The sequence below is a fragment of the Propioniciclava sp. genome, from assembly GCF_036744435.1.
GTDB lineage: Bacteria > Actinomycetota > Actinomycetes > Propionibacteriales > Propionibacteriaceae > Propioniciclava.
Window position 1 is genome coordinate 18,587 of sequence record NZ_DAIOIA010000023.1, and the last position, 13,589, is coordinate 32,175.

Consider the following 13,589-nt stretch of genomic DNA (forward strand, 5'->3'; position numbering starts at 1 on the left):
AAGGAACCCGTCATGTCCCTCATCTCACGCCGCCGCCTCGGCGCGCTCACAGCCCTGGCCGGCCTCGGTGTCGTCGCGGCCGGCTGCTCCACCGGCAACCCTTTGGGCACCGCGTCCTCGACCGCCTCGTCGACAGCGTCCGGGGCCGCGCTGGTGATCGGTTCCCAGCAGTACTACTCCAATGAGATCATCGCCGAGCTGTACGCCCAGGCGCTGGAGAGCGTCGGCTTCCAGGTCACCCGGCAGTATCAGATCGGGCAGCGGGAGATCTATCTGCCGGAGCTCGAGGCAGGCAAGATCGACGTGATCCCCGAGTACAGCGGGAACCTGCTGCAGTACTACGACAAGTCGGCGACGGCCACCGACGCCGACCAGATCGCCACCGCGCTCGCCCAGGCGCTGCCCACGGGCCTGCGCGCCCTCACCGCCGCGGCGGCCTCCGACCAGGACTCCTACACGGTCACCAAGGCGTTCGCCGACCAGTACGGGCTGGCCGCGATCGGTGACCTGACGAAGGCCCCCCAGCCGCTGAAGATCGCCGCCAACAGCGAATTCGCCACGCGTCCCTACGGACCCGACGGGGTCAAGCAGGTCTACGGCGTCGACCTGCAGCTGGTCCCGGTCGAGGACTCCGGCGGCCCGCTGACGCTGCGGGCGCTCACCGACGGCACCGTGCAGATCGCCGACCTGTATACCGCCGATCCCTCCATCGCGAAGAACGGCCTCGTGATCTTGTCCGATCCGAAGAACCTGATCCTGCCGCAGAATGTGACGCCGATCGTGTCCACCAAGGTCAACACGTCCGCCGCGGCCGCCATCGAGGCGGTCAACGGGCAGCTCTCGGTGGCCGATCTGCAGCAGCTCAACGCCCGCAGCGTCGACGAGCAGGCGAAGTCCGCCGACATCGCGTCCGCCTGGCTGAAGAGCAAGGGCCTGGTCTGAGCCGAGTGGGGGCGGCTCGCGCACCGCTGGCACAATGGGCAGGTGCCACAGGACCTGAACGCGCGAGCCACCCCCGCCCGACTGCCCGCCAGCGATCGGCTGCGGCTGCAGGTCGGCACCCTGCTGGGTGACGCCGCCGCCGTCGTGTCGCGCGCGCTGGGCAAGGGCTCGGGGGCGTCGATCCGGGGACAGATCCTGACCCGCGTCCACCCCGACGCCTTCGCCGACCTCGTTGCGGGCCGCCGGATCGCCTCGGTGACCGGCACCAACGGGAAGACCACCACCACCCACTTCCTGGCCGCCGCGCTGCGGACGGCCCTCGGGACGGACGCCGGTCGGCTTGTCACGAACGCCGACGGCGCGAACCTGCACTACGGCATCGCCTCCGCATTGGCGAAGGCCCCCCACGCCGATCTCGCCGTCCTGGAGACCGATGAGCGGGTCGTGAAGGACCTGATCGCCCATGGTCGCCCCGAAGTCCTGGTGCTGCTGAACTTCAGCCGCGATCAGCTCGACCGCAACCACGAGATCAAGTTCCTGGCCCGCTCCTGGCGTGATGCGCTGGCGGCAGCCGGCGAGGCGGGTCCCGTCGTCGTGGCCAACTCCGACGATCCGCTGGTGGTGTGGGCCGCCCGGGGCGCCTCCCGGACAGTGTGGGTGGACACGGCCTCCACCTGGACCGCCGACGCTGCGTTATGCCCCCAGTGCGGCTCGCTGCTGCAGCGCACCAACCCGTCCGAAGGGTCCCCCACCGGGGCGTGGGACTGCCCGGGGTGCGACCTCACCGAGCCGCCTGCCGACTACCGCGTCCGGGGCACGGAGATTGAGTTGCCCAACGGTGAGCGGGTCGCCTCCCAGCTCAACGTCCCGGGCGCCTTCAACGTCGCCAACGCAGCCTGTGCCCTGGCCGCCGCCGTCGAACTGGGCGTCCCCGTCCCTGATGCGCTCGCGGGCTTCACGACGGTGCGGTCGCCCGCAGGGCGCTTCGCCGTGGCGCCCATCGGCGACTCCCTCCTGCGCCTGGTGCTGAGCAAGAACCCGGCCGGCTGGTCAGAATCACTGCCTCTGCTGGGCAGCGACCCGGTGATCTTGGCCATCGACTCCGTCGCCGCCGACGGCAAGGACGTCTCCTGGTTGTGGGACGTGGACTTTGAACAGCTTCGCGGGCGTCGGGTGATCTGCTCGGGCCCCCGGGCCTACGACCTGGCCGTTCGTCTCGACTATGGCGACGTCGCCCACGAGGTGATCGGCGACATCGCCGATGCCGTCCGCTCCGTGCGCGGAACCACCGTCCCCATCGACGTGATCGCCACCTATACCCCGTTCCAGAAGTTGCTCAAGATGGCAGGCCTGCGATGACCGTGAAGATCGTGTTGGTGTACCAGTCCCTCCTGGGGATCTACGGAGACCAGGGCAACTCGAAGGTCCTGGCGCGTCGCCTGCAGTGGCGGGGCATCGAGGCTGAGGTCGTCATGGTTGAGCCGGGCGAGGAACTCCCCCGCGACGGCAGCCTCTATCTGCTGGGCGGGGGCGAGGACAACGCGCAGACCACCGCGGTCCGGGAGTTGCGCCGGGGCGGGGAACTGTTCGACGCGCTCGGCGAGGGAGCGATCCTCTTCGCCGTGTGCGCGGGCTACCAGATCTGCGGGCACACGTTCACGATCGGCGAGAACGACGAGGTCCGGGAAGGCCTCGGCCTGCTGGACGTGGAGACCCGGCGTGGCCCCGTGCGCGCCGTCGGAGAGATCCTGACGCGCTGGACGAAGCCGGACGGCACGACCTCGCAGATCACGGGTTTCGAGAACCATGGCGGCTACACGACGCTCGGCCCGCAAGCCACCCCGCTGGCGCACGTGGAGGTCGGCATCGGCAACGACGGACGCGGGACGGAGGGCGCGTTGCAGGGCAACGTCGTCGCCACGTACCCGCACGGGCCGGTCCTGGCCCGGAACCCGGAACTGGCGGACTACCTGCTGGAGCGGGCCCTGGGGCGGCCCCTGGAGCCCCTGAGCCGCGCCGCGCAGGAGATCGCCGGGCTCCGTCGCGAGCGGCTCGCCTTCGTACGACGTTAAGCCGTCCGATTCGCATTTCGGCTCTGAGTGCACTACAGTTCTTTCTCGCGCGCACCGCTAGCTCAACTGGCAGAGCAGCTGACTCTTAATCAGCGGGTTCAGGGTTCAAGTCCCTGGCGGTGTACCAGTGCAAGGGCCCGGAGGCAGATGCCTCCGGGCCCTTGCTGTTCTCCCCCGTGCGTCGTCATAGAGGGGCTCTCCTGCACCAAGGCAGCCCCGTCCGCGAGGTGGCCGGGAGCATCCCCGAGCCCCCTCGCGCGAGATCACCGCGTCGGGGCTCTCACTTCCCCCCGCCTGCGGTCAGGCCCGCCACGATCCGGCGCTGGAAGACCAGCACCAAGATGATCAGCGGCACGGTCAAGATGACGCCCGCAGCCATGATGCTGCCCCACGGCGTGTCGAAACCGTACTGACCTGTGAACTTGCTGATCGCGACGGTGGCCGTGTACATGTCCGACCGGGTCGCGAACGTCAGCGCGATGAGGAACTCGTTCCACACTGCGATGAAGGTGATGATCGCCGTGGTGAAGATGCCCGGCGCGGCAAGCGGGAGGATCACCCGCACGAAGGCCTGCCCCGGCGTGCAGCCGTCCACCATCGCGGCTTGTTCCAGCTCCACCGGCAGCTGCCGGAAGAAGGCCGTCAGGTTCCACACGCACAACGGAAGCCCGAAGCTCAGCGACGGGATGATGAGCGCCTGGTAGGTGTTCATCCAGTTCACCGGGAACCACGGGTAGGACGCGGTGAAGAGCTTGAACAGCGGGATCAGCAGGGTGATCCCGGGGAACATCGAACAGGCGATGATGATCGCCAGCACGGCGCCCTTGAAGCGGAACCGGAGCCGGGCCAACGCGTAGGCCGCCAGGATGCCGAACACCAACGTGAGCGCTGTGACCACGGTGGACACGATGATCGAGTTGACGATGGCCCGACCGAAGTTGTTGCTCGGGTCGAAGACCCCGACGTAGTTGGCCAGCGACGCCGGGATCGGCCAGAAGTCGGTGCTGCGTCCCATGGTGGGCAGCCGCAGCGAACTGACGATCATCCAGTAGAACGGCACCAGGCAGTAGATGACGATGACGGCCATGCCCAGCACGCCACCGGCCATGAGCGCGATGTCCTTGCCGGAGCGCTTGCGGTGGGCGAGCGCGTGGACCTCCGCGGCGGAGGTACGGACGTGGGTCTGCGTGGTCATGTGGGGGAATCTCCGCTCGTGATCGTGCTGCGGACGGGCTGGGGTGCGGGACGCCCCTCGGCCTTGGCCGTGCGGGCGGCGATCCGACGGCGCTTGCGCGCCTCGGCGAGTGCCTTGGTCTCGGGATCACCCACGACATCGGCGCCCAGCAGCTTCACGAACAAGAACGCCACCACGACGATGTAGAGGAACAACACGATCGAGTACGCCGCGGCCGGGCCGTAGCGCAAAGCGTTGTTCTCGAAGTAGGCGAACATCGACAAGGTCTCCACCGAGTACTTGCCCGCGCCGATCATGCCGAACGGCAGGTCGAACATCCGCATGGTGTCGAGGGTCCGGAACAGGACCGCGACGACCAAGGCGGGCTGCACCAGCGGAAGGGTGATCCGGGTGAACTGCTGCCAGGCGCTGGCGCCGTCGACCCGGGCCGCTTCGTAGACCTCGTCGGGGATCGTCTGCAGACCGGCCAGCGTGAGCAGGCCGATGAAGGGCGCCGTCTTCCACACGTCGGCGATGATGACCGCCCACTGGGAGTAGGAGTTGTCGGCCAGCCACAGGATGTCCTGCCCCAGCAGCTTGTTCGCCACGCCGTTCGCGTCGAAGATCAAGGCCCACATCTTCGCCGACACGATGGTGGGGATCGCCCACGGCACGAGGATCGCGGCGCGCACCAGGCCACGCCCGCGGAACGCCTTGCTCATGATGACGGCCATGGCCACGCCGATGATCGTCTCTGCGACGACGCAGACCACGGTGAAGAACGTGGTGTTCAAGAAGGCGTTGACCAGGCGGTCCATGCTCCCGAACACGCCGATGACGAGGGTCGGGTTGGTGAAGATGTTGGTGAAGTTGGACAAGCCCACGAACTGCTCGCCCGACTGGAGGATGCCCGTGCTGGGGTCGATGCCGCTGTTGCTGGCGAACAGCGACTCACGCACCGAGAACAGAATGGGAAAGCCGACCACGAGGGTGATCACCAGCATGGTCGGCGAGACGAGGGCGGCGGCCAGGGCGCCCTGCCCGTCGCTCAGCAGGTTCTTCTTGCGCCGATGATCCGGCGATGCGGACGGCTTCGTTGCCGTCACAGATGCTGTCATAGGGTGCTCCTTTCCTTCTGCCGAACCAATGGCCCGGCGTGACGCGTCGGTCACGCCGGGCCATCAGGTTCAGTGATGGCCTCGAACTACTTGACGAGTTCCGTCAGCTTGGTCTGCAGTTCGTCGAAGGCGACCTGAGCCGTCTTCTGACCCTGCAGGGTGGCGTAGCTGGCGTCTTGGATGGCCAAGGTGACGTCGGCGTACTTCACGGCCTTCGGGCGGGGCTTGGCGGTCGCGATCGAATCGCCGAGATCCTTCAGGTAGGGGAACTCCGCCTGCAGCGAGGTGTCGGAGTACAGCGACTCCACGGTCGGGGCCAGCGAGGAGGTCTCCAGGCGGCGCTTCTGGTGCTCCTGAGTGTTCATCCACTTGATGAACTCCATCGCGGTGCCCTTGTTGTCGGCGAACTTGGAGATCGCCATGTTGTGGCCGCCCAGCGTCGAGACGCCCGGGCCGTCCTTGCCCGGCAGCGGGGCGACGGCGAACTTGCCGGCGACCTGCGAGGAGCCGTCCGTCTTCTCAGCGAGCTGGTAGACGTAGGGCCAGTTGCGCAGGAACAGCAGCTTGCCGTCCTGGAACGCCTGGCGGGACTCCTCCTCCTTGTAGGTGATGGCTTCCTTGGGGATCATCCCGCTCTCGAACCCGTCCACCAGCCACTGCACGCCGCTGACGGCGGCAGGCGTGTTGACGGCAGGCGTGCCCGCAGCGGTGAGGACCTCGCCGCCGGCGGAGTTGATCGCCTCGGAGACGTTCACCGTCAGGCCCTCGTACTTCTGGAACTGGCCGGCGTAGCAGGACATGCCGGACTGCTCGGGCAGCACGGCGTCACAGACGGCCTTCATCTCGGCCCACGTCTTGGGAACCTGGAGACCCTTGGCGTCGAGGAGATCCTTGCGGAAGTACAGCAGCGCTCCATCGGAGGTCGACGGGTAGCCGTACACCTTGTTGAAGTACGTCACGGAGTCGACGGCGCTGGAGAGCATCGAGGTCAACGGGAACTTGTCGGCGGGGAGTTCCTCCACCCACTGGTTGGCAGCGAACTCCGCAGTCCAGACGACGTCCATGCTGATCACCGAGAACTCGCCGGACTTCGCCGTCGCGCGCTGCACCATCGCATCGCGCTGCTGGTCGGCACTGTCGCTGAGTTCGACGAGGGTGACCTTCTCGTTCGGGTTCGCGGCGTTCCACTCGTCGATCTCCGACTTCAGGTTGCCGGAGGTGTCTTTGCCCTGGGCGTAGGTGATGGGGCCCTTCTTCGTCCAATCCGCGGTGGAGGTACCTCCGCCCGCGGAGCCGGTGGCCGCCGGCGTCGAAGAACAAGCGGCAGTCGCGAGCACTCCGGCGGCGGCGATGGACGCCACGAGCGCGCGCTTCACGGTCTTGTTGTTCATCAAACCTCACTTCTCTGTGACGGCTCGCACGGACCTGCGGGCCTAGTTCGTGGCACTCAAAGTAGACCCGCTCGCTCCATGACGGAAGTAACTACACCCCATCGTTATCAATCTTTGACTTCGTGGGAAGTGGTCCTTGAACGATCACATATCGCCTAGTGAACACGAAGTGAACGCTGCAGGCACAGACCCGCCCGTGCCCGCTCTGTGTTTTTGTGTGGGAACTCGGAGGCCGCGGGGACCTCGCGGGTCAGTTGCCGCGCGCCAGGGAGCGCAGCACGACCAAGAGAGCGATGCCACCCACGACCGCGGCGGCCAAGGCGATCACCTGTGGCGCCTTGATGCTGCCGTCGGCATGGACGAACTGCGCCTTGACGCCACCCACCTCGTCGGCGACGAAGTCCTTGGCGTCCTGGACACCGCGCGCGACGATGACCTTCGGGTGCGACTGTGTGATGAGCCCCTCGATATTGCTGGCGAGCCGCGTGCGCGCAGCGGCGATGTCGGCTTCGATCCGTGCTGTGTTGCTCGTACCGTTTGCCACCGCTGCTCCTCTATTCCACGGGCCCACTGCCTTCCCCCACTATGCCAGAAGCTAGGCTCACGGCCATGGCCAGACTTCAGACGGGCGACCCCGCACCTGCGTTCACCCTCCCCGACGCCGACGGAGCCTCCCGCTCTCTGGCGGAGTTCGCGGGGGGCCGCGTCATCGTCTACTTCTACCCCGCGGCGATGACGCCGGGGTGCACCACGCAGGCCATCGACTTCACCGCGCACGCCGACGAGTTCGGCAACGCGGGCTACACCGTGGTCGGCATCTCCCCCGACTCCCCCGCCAAGCTCGCCGCGTTCCGCGCCAAGGAGGACCTCGACGTCCTGCTCCTCTCCGATGAGGACAAGGCCGTCATGAAGGCCTACGGAGCCTTCGGCACCAAGATGCTGTACGGCAAGGAGATCGAGGGCGTGATCCGCTCCACCTTCGTCGTCGATGTCGACGCCCAGGGTCGCGGCACGGTCAGCGAGGCTCAGTACAACGTCAAGGCCACCGGTCACGTGGACCGGCTCCGCCGCCAACTCGGCCTGTAGCACCTGGCCGCGCGTCGGCCATGACGCGCGATCCAGATGGTCGCCCAGCAACCGTGTCCCGGGACGCCGGTGCGGCCGGGTCTAGGGTGCGGGCTGTGAAATCGCTGCTTCCCGGTCTGGCGGTGTGTGCCGTCGCGGCCACCGCCGCGGTGCTCATCAACCTGTGGGTCCCGGTCCTCTCGGCCCTTCTGGTCGCCATCCTCCTCGGGATGCTGGTGGGCAACCTGACCCCGCTCCCGCAGACCGCCGCCCCCGGCGTCGCCTACAGCTCCAAACGTCTGTTGCGGATCGGCGTCGTGCTGCTCGGCCTGCAGGTCTCCCTCGGGGACATCGCGGGGCTGGGATGGGGCATGGTCGCCGTGGTGATCGCAGTGGTCGGCCTCACCTTCATCCTGACCCTCCTGATCGGCCGCGCCCTGGGCCTGTCGACGCCGGCGACGCTGCTGGTCGCCAGCGGCTTCTCGATCTGCGGCGCCGCCGCCGTGGCCGCCTGCGACGGTGTGATCGATGCCCGCGATGAGGAAGTCGCTTCGGCGCTGGCCCAGGTGGTGCTGTTCGGCACCGCGATGATCGCCGTGATACCCGTGCTCAGCGGCGTGCTCGGATTGAGCGAGCACCAGGCCGGTCTGTGGGCCGGCAGCTCGGTCCACGAGGTGGCGCAGGTGGTGGCCGCCGCGGGCATCATCGGCCCGGCCGCCCTGTCGGTGGCGGTCGTGGTGAAGTTGGCCCGCGTGGTGCTGCTCGCTCCCGTCATGGCGGCGCTGTCCTTGTGGCAGCGACGCCGTCACGATGCGGGCGCCGGCGCGGGCACCCGTCCGCCCCTCGTCCCGCTGTTCGTGCTGGGCTTCCTCGCCGCCGTCGTCGTGGCGAGCCTGGGCGTCCTGCCCGCGAACGTCCTGGCCGCCGTCAAGGTCCTCCAGACCCTTCTGCTGTCAGCGGCCATGTTCGCCCTCGGCACCGGGGTCAACGTGCGCAAGCTGCTCGGCATGGGCGGGCGTCCCATCGCCCTGGGCGCCAGCGCCACCGTCATCGTCACCCTGCTGGGCCTGGGCGGTGTGCTGCTGACGACGCGGTGAGGGCGCCGCACCGATCCCTCGCCGCGACGGCGCCCTCCACGGCCTACCCCGGCGCGTTCGTGCCGGGATCGTGCCCACCGAGCGCCAGCGGATCCAAGACGCGCCGCAGGACCTGACGGGTTCTGGGCTCCTGCGGATCGGTCAGCACCCGATGAGGGCGCCCTTCCTCCACGATCACACCGCCGTCGAGGAAGGCGACGTGGTCGGCCACCTGCTCGGCGAACCGGATCTCGTGGGTGACCACCACCATCGTCCACCCTTGCCTGGCCAGGTCGCGCATGACCAACAAGACGTCGCCGACCGTCTCGGGATCCAGGGCCGAGGTGGGTTCGTCGAACAGCAGCAGCGTGGGCTGCAGGACGAGTGCCCGCGCGATACCGACGCGCTGCTGCTGCCCGCCAGACAGTTGGCTGGGATAGGCGTCGGCCTTCGCCTCCAGACCGACCTGGCGCAGCAACGCCAACCCCTCCTCCCGAGCCTGCGCGGCCGGGCGGCGCTGCACGTAGATCGGACCCTCGGTGACGTTCTCCAGGGCGGTGCGGTGCGGGAACAGGTGATGGCTCTGGAACACCATGCCCGATTGCGAGCGGAGCGCGACGATCTCGGCGCGGCTCGGACGCTGCGCGAAGTCCACGGTGACGCCGTGGACGCTGACCACCCCGGCCTGCGGCACTTCCAGGCCGTTGAGGCAGCGCAGCAGCGTCGTCTTGCCGGAGCCGGAGGGGCCGATGAGGACGGTCACCGACCCTTCCTCGACGTCGAGGGACACGTCATCCAAGACGACGTGTCTCCGAAGGACTTCCGCAGGTGGCGGACTGAGACCAGACTCATGGGACGCTCCTCAGAGGGTGACGTATCGGCTGAGGCGCCGCTCGAGCGCCTGTTGCAGAATCGATAAGACGGAACAGATCAGCCAGTAGATGAGCGCGGCCAGCGAGTACAACGCGAGGAACGCGTAGGAGGGCGCCGCGATCTCCTGGGCGCGCCGCAACAGTTCGGTGACCATGATCGAGGACGCCAAGGAGGTGTCCTTGACCAGCGAGATGAACGTGTTGGACAGCGGCGGGACCGCCACCCGCAGGGCCTGCGGCAGCACCACTCGGCGCAGGGTCAGCGTGTACCCCATGCCGATGGTGCTGGCCGCTTCCCACTGCCCGCGCGGCACCGCGAGGATCGCCCCCCGGATTGCTTCGGCGGCATACCCACCCACGTTGAGGGAGAACGCGATCACCGCCGAGGGGAACGGGTCGATGACGATCCCGAGCGAGGGCATCGCTTAGAAGATGATGAACAGTTGCACCAGCAGCGGCGTCCCCCGGATCACCGAGATGTAGGCCCCGGCGATCCATGCGACCACCCGGATCGACGAGAGCCGCCCCAAGGCGACGACGAGGGCGATGACCAGGCCGAGCGCGAAGGAGAGCAGCGTCAGGGGGATGGTGCCCGTGACGGCCCCCAAGAACAGGGGGCCGACCGAGTGCAGCAGCAGATCCCACGTGTGTGGATCCATGTCACCGGGAGATGTCGGTGCCGAACCACTTGGTGCCGATCGCGGCCAAGGTGCCGTCGTTCGAGAGATCCTTCAGGGCGGCGTTGATCGGCTCGACCAGCCCCGAGTTCTTGCGCAGTGCGAACGCCTGGGTGACAGTCTCGTCCTTCACCTCGAAGCCGATCTTCACCGAGGAATCCTTGGTGGTGGTGAAGTACTCCAGGGCGGCGAGGTTGTCGTTGAAGGTCGCGTCCACGCGGCCGTCCTTGACGGCGGTCACGGCCTCGGTGAAGCCGTCGACCGGCTGCACGGTCGCCCCCGCCTCGCGGGCGAAGTTCGCCCAGTTCGAGGTGGCGGTCTGGGCGGTCGTCTTGCCCTGAACGGAGGCCAGCGAGGTGATGTCGGTGTTGTCGGCCTTCACGATGACGACCGGGTGCGACACCGAGTAGGGGTCGGTCAGGTCATATTTGGCGGCCCGATCGGCGTTGATGGAGACCTCGTTGGCAATGAGGTCGTAGCGCTTGGCGTCCAGCCCGGCGAAGATCGCGTCCCACTTGGTTTCGGAGAACTCCGGCTTCACTCCCAGCTTCTCGGCCACCGCGGTGATCACCTCGATGTCGAAGCCGGTGAGCTGGTTGGTCGTCGGATCGTGGAACGTGAACGGCGAATAGGTGCCTTCGGTGCCCACCTTCAAGACGCCCGACGCCTGGAGTTGGGTCAGGGCGTCGGCGCTACCGGTCGGGGTGGTGCCCGACCCGGCCGAGCAGCCCGCGAGGGCGATCAGGGCAGCCAGCGCGCCGGCGAGAGCGGACGAAGTGCGAGTGCGTTTCATGGGGAACCTTCCGAAGGAGTGTGAACGGGCGCATGCATGGGTACGCCGAGCGGCGAACAGCGCGTCTGGGGCCCGCCGTCAGGCGGCGGCGAATGAACCACAAGGCAGCATCAGGCCTCGTGGGAGGGGTATCAGGAGCGCGGTGTGACCGCGCGGCGCTCGCGTTGGATCATCGACAACAGCGACGCATCCCAGCCGCCGCACACATGCAGGCCACGGTCCGGAATGCCCGGAAAGACCGCGGAGTGCTGGTGGCGCTGGGGTTCGTGGACCGGGACTCTACGGCGATGCCCGCACCATCGGCAACTCGACGCCCAGAGTGCTCGGCGCGAGGCGGCGCCTCGTGACGCCGGCGCCCGTCGTCGCATCGGCTGCCGCCTTGTGCCGGAGAAGGGACTTGAACCCTCACGCCTTTCGGCACGGGAACCTAAATCCCGCGTGTCTGCCAATTCCACCACCCCGGCCAGCCGGGTCAGTCTAGCGAGACCGTCACTCGACGGGCGTGGTGGCCGCAACCAGACGCAGGGCCGGGTCGTCCAGGGCGAAGGTGCGCACCGGGCCCGGTCCGGTCTCGGCGGTCTCGAACCGGACGGTGACCCGTCCCAGACCCGATCCCCACACCCAGCCGCGGCCCATCGCGTCATGCTCCACGTCGGCACCAGGGGTGAACGACGGCACCCAGCGCGGTCGCAGGCTGCCCTCGCCCGTCGTGGTCTCGCTGGTGGCGATCGACGTCACGGTGGCGCCAGCGGCGTCCGGCTCGAACAGTTCCTCCTGAGCTGCCTCGGTGAACCCGGCGACCCCGACCCCCAACAGCCGGAAGCCGGTCTCGATGGGGATGCCGTCGAGCAGGGAGCGAGCGATCCTGGCGACCGTGTCGGCCCGGTCGGTCGCCCCGTGCAGGGTGAGGCTGCGGGAGAGGATCGTGAAGTCGGGACGCTTGACCTTCAGCGTGATCGTGCGGGCGAACTGCCCTTGCCCGGCAAGCTTCATCGTGACCAGGCGGGCGTCGCGCTCGATCACGGCGTCCAGTTCGGCCCGGTCGGTGACGTCACCCTCGAACGTGTCCTCGATGCTGATCGACTTGGCCTCACGGCCTGTCACCACCGGACGTGTGTCACGCGCATACGCCAGCGCGTGGACGGCCTCACCTTGGGCCTTGCCGAGTTCGCGCAGCAGTTCGCCCCGGCTCAGCGCGCGAATGTCGGCGATCGTGGTGACGCCGAGGCGGGTGAGTCGCTCCATCGTCGCGGGCCCCACCCCGGGGATCGCGCGGGCGGGCAGGTCGGCGATGGTCTCGAGTTCGGTGCCGGGGACGACCACGCGGACGCCGTCGGGCTTGGCGAGTTCGCTGGCGACCTTCGCCATGAACTTGCTCGTCCCCACCCCCACCGAGGCGGTGAGCCCGCCGGTGCGTTCGGTCAGCGTGGCGCGCAGTCGCTGCGCCAGCGCGGTCAGGGCGTCGGGGCTGAGATCGTCGATGGGGCCCGCCGCCAGGTCGACGAACGCTTCGTCGAGACTCAGCGGTTCCACCAGCGGGGACAGCTCGGCCAGCAGGCCCATGACGATCGCCGAGGCCTCCCGGTAGACGCCGAAGCGCCCCGTCAGGTAGGCGCCGTGCGGGCACAGCCGCCGGGCCTCGTGCATCGGCATGGCCGAGTGGACGCCGAAGGCACGCGCCTCATACGAGGCGGTGGACACCACGCCGCGCCCTCCCAGGCCACCGACGATGACGGGTTTGCCGCGCAGGGAGGGCTTGTCGCGCTGCTCGACGGCGGCGAAGAAGGCGTCCAGGTCGAGATGCAGGATCGAGGCGTCGCGCCGGTGCCCGCTCCCCTCCTGCATCCCCCCAGTGTGGCAGCCGCCACGGACGCACCCCGATTTGTCACCTGAGCGTGCCACCATCGGCGGTATGGATGCGATCACCCTCCTCCTCGATGCTGCCGCTCGTCCGCTGGACGCCGCCCGGACCACCTTGCGGGGCCTGGATCCGGACGCCTTGAACGCGCTGGTCCGGGGCCCCGGCGGGGCCCAGGGCAACTCGATCGCGTGGCTGGTCTGGCACGCGGCCAGGCAGCAGGACGCGCAGGTCTCCGCGCTGGCGGGTGCCGAGCAGATCTGGGTCAGCGGCGCCTGGGCGGGTCGTCTCGGCATCCACCGTGGCCCGGACGAGATCGGTTTCGGTGACACCCCCGAGCGGGTCGCCGCGCTGCGGATCGAGGACCCGGACATGCTGCTGGCCTACCTCGCGGCCGTCACCGACGCGACGCGGTCCTACCTCCGCTCGCTGGCCCCCACCGCGCTGGACGACGTGGTCGACACCTCCTGGGATCCGCCCGTCACGCGGGGCGCCCGCCTGATCAGCGTGATCGACGACGCGGTCGCGCACCTGGGCCAGGCCGAATACGC

At 68.4% G+C, this 13,589-nt stretch carries 15 protein-coding genes and 2 tRNA genes; 7 read left to right on the forward strand and 10 right to left on the reverse strand.

Features of this window, described 5'->3' with window-relative positions; all coding sequences use genetic code 11:
* Positions 1–12 precede the first annotated feature (12 nt).
* The 4 genes from V7E09_RS04815 (at position 13) to V7E09_RS04830 (ending at position 3,141) form a co-directional block, all read left to right on the forward strand.
* Entirely contained in the window at positions 13–942 is a 930-nt protein-coding gene (locus V7E09_RS04815; RefSeq protein WP_324511667.1) for an ABC transporter substrate-binding protein, read from the forward strand.
* Positions 943–1,137: 195 nt separating this feature from the next.
* Positions 1,138–2,301: a DUF1727 domain-containing protein gene (locus tag V7E09_RS04820; protein WP_324511677.1), complete on the forward strand. Its 1,164-nt coding sequence runs from the start codon at positions 1,138–1,140 to the stop codon at positions 2,299–2,301.
* Positions 2,298–3,014, forward strand: coding sequence for a type 1 glutamine amidotransferase (locus V7E09_RS04825; protein WP_324511668.1), 717 nt, complete (start codon positions 2,298–2,300; stop codon positions 3,012–3,014). The genes V7E09_RS04820 and V7E09_RS04825 overlap by 4 nt, the downstream gene beginning before the upstream one ends.
* 51 nt (positions 3,015–3,065) lie before the next feature.
* Positions 3,066–3,141: transfer RNA gene (locus V7E09_RS04830), tRNA-Lys, on the forward strand.
* 153 nt (positions 3,142–3,294) lie between these two features.
* On the opposite strand, the gene V7E09_RS04835 is transcribed toward V7E09_RS04830, so the two are convergent.
* From V7E09_RS04835 to V7E09_RS04850, 4 genes are all read right to left on the reverse strand, one after another.
* Positions 3,295–4,122, reverse strand: coding sequence for a carbohydrate ABC transporter permease (locus tag V7E09_RS04835; RefSeq protein ID WP_324523089.1), 828 nt, complete (start codon positions 4,120–4,122; stop codon positions 3,295–3,297).
* Positions 4,123–4,205: 83 nt separating this feature from the next.
* Entirely contained in the window at positions 4,206–5,306 is a 1,101-nt protein-coding gene (locus V7E09_RS04840) for a carbohydrate ABC transporter permease (RefSeq protein ID WP_324511669.1), read from the reverse strand.
* Positions 5,307–5,392: 86 nt separating this feature from the next.
* Positions 5,393–6,697: an ABC transporter substrate-binding protein gene (locus V7E09_RS04845; protein WP_324511670.1), complete on the reverse strand. Its 1,305-nt coding sequence runs from the start codon at positions 6,695–6,697 to the stop codon at positions 5,393–5,395.
* A gap of 250 nt (positions 6,698–6,947) precedes the next feature.
* Positions 6,948–7,241 (reverse strand): DUF3618 domain-containing protein, encoded by a 294-nt coding sequence (locus tag V7E09_RS04850; protein ID WP_324511671.1) that lies wholly within the window; start codon positions 7,239–7,241, stop codon positions 6,948–6,950.
* A gap of 65 nt (positions 7,242–7,306) precedes the next feature.
* Between V7E09_RS04850 and bcp the strand changes: the two genes are divergently transcribed.
* The gene (gene bcp / locus V7E09_RS04855) at positions 7,307–7,783 is read left to right on the forward strand and encodes a thioredoxin-dependent thiol peroxidase (RefSeq protein ID WP_324511672.1); all 477 of its coding nucleotides are present in this window, start codon (positions 7,307–7,309) and stop codon (positions 7,781–7,783) included.
* A gap of 95 nt (positions 7,784–7,878) precedes the next feature.
* Positions 7,879–8,859, forward strand: coding sequence for a YeiH family protein (locus tag V7E09_RS04860; protein WP_324511673.1), 981 nt, complete (start codon positions 7,879–7,881; stop codon positions 8,857–8,859).
* 43 nt (positions 8,860–8,902) lie between these two features.
* On the opposite strand, the gene V7E09_RS04865 is transcribed toward V7E09_RS04860, so the two are convergent.
* From V7E09_RS04865 to V7E09_RS04890, 6 genes are all read right to left on the reverse strand, one after another.
* Positions 8,903–9,628 (reverse strand): amino acid ABC transporter ATP-binding protein, encoded by a 726-nt coding sequence (locus V7E09_RS04865; protein WP_349769125.1) that lies wholly within the window; start codon positions 9,626–9,628, stop codon positions 8,903–8,905.
* Between the two features lie 72 nt (positions 9,629–9,700).
* Positions 9,701–10,132 carry an amino acid ABC transporter permease gene (locus V7E09_RS04870; protein WP_324511674.1) on the reverse strand — a complete coding sequence of 144 codons (432 nt, stop codon included), beginning with the start codon at positions 10,130–10,132 and terminating at the stop codon, positions 9,701–9,703.
* Positions 10,133–10,135: 3 nt separating this feature from the next.
* Positions 10,136–10,369: an ABC transporter permease subunit gene (locus V7E09_RS04875; protein ID WP_324511675.1), complete on the reverse strand. Its 234-nt coding sequence runs from the start codon at positions 10,367–10,369 to the stop codon at positions 10,136–10,138.
* Position 10,370: 1 nt separating this feature from the next.
* A complete protein-coding gene (locus tag V7E09_RS04880) occupies positions 10,371–11,180 on the reverse strand; it encodes a transporter substrate-binding domain-containing protein (protein ID WP_324523087.1) in 810 nt (269 codons plus the stop codon).
* A 382-nt stretch (positions 11,181–11,562) separates the two neighbouring features.
* Positions 11,563–11,644: transfer RNA gene (locus tag V7E09_RS04885), tRNA-Leu, on the reverse strand.
* A 25-nt stretch (positions 11,645–11,669) separates the two neighbouring features.
* Positions 11,670–13,025, reverse strand: a complete 1,356-nt coding sequence (locus tag V7E09_RS04890) for a DNA polymerase IV (protein WP_324511311.1) — start codon at positions 13,023–13,025, stop codon at positions 11,670–11,672.
* 67 nt (positions 13,026–13,092) lie between these two features.
* Between V7E09_RS04890 and V7E09_RS04895 the strand changes: the two genes are divergently transcribed.
* Positions 13,093–13,589, forward strand: a 497-nt coding sequence (locus V7E09_RS04895; protein WP_324523088.1) for a mycothiol transferase, incomplete at its 3' end; no start/stop codon positions are given.

What these genes read in the sequence shown, in the direction of transcription:
- V7E09_RS04845 (WP_324511670.1), bottom strand. Translation starts at nt 6,697, where the DNA reads ATGAACAACAAGACCGTGAAGCGCGCGCTCGTGGCGTCCATCGCCGCC.
- V7E09_RS04815 (WP_324511667.1), top strand. Translation starts at nt 13, where the DNA reads ATGTCCCTCATCTCACGCCGCCGCCTCGGCGCGCTCACAGCCCTGGCC.
- V7E09_RS04875 (WP_324511675.1), bottom strand. Translation starts at nt 10,369, where the DNA reads ATGGATCCACACACGTGGGATCTGCTGCTGCACTCGGTCGGCCCCCTG.
- V7E09_RS04825 (WP_324511668.1), top strand. Translation starts at nt 2,298, where the DNA reads ATGACCGTGAAGATCGTGTTGGTGTACCAGTCCCTCCTGGGGATCTAC.
- V7E09_RS04870 (WP_324511674.1), bottom strand. Translation starts at nt 10,132, where the DNA reads ATGCCCTCGCTCGGGATCGTCATCGACCCGTTCCCCTCGGCGGTGATC.
- V7E09_RS04835 (WP_324523089.1), bottom strand. Translation starts at nt 4,122, where the DNA reads ATGGCCGGTGGCGTGCTGGGCATGGCCGTCATCGTCATCTACTGCCTG.
- V7E09_RS04890 (WP_324511311.1), bottom strand. Translation starts at nt 13,025, where the DNA reads ATGCAGGAGGGGAGCGGGCACCGGCGCGACGCCTCGATCCTGCATCTC.
- V7E09_RS04880 (WP_324523087.1), bottom strand. Translation starts at nt 11,180, where the DNA reads ATGAAACGCACTCGCACTTCGTCCGCTCTCGCCGGCGCGCTGGCTGCC.
- bcp (WP_324511672.1), top strand. Translation starts at nt 7,307, where the DNA reads ATGGCCAGACTTCAGACGGGCGACCCCGCACCTGCGTTCACCCTCCCC.
- V7E09_RS04840 (WP_324511669.1), bottom strand. Translation starts at nt 5,306, where the DNA reads ATGACAGCATCTGTGACGGCAACGAAGCCGTCCGCATCGCCGGATCAT.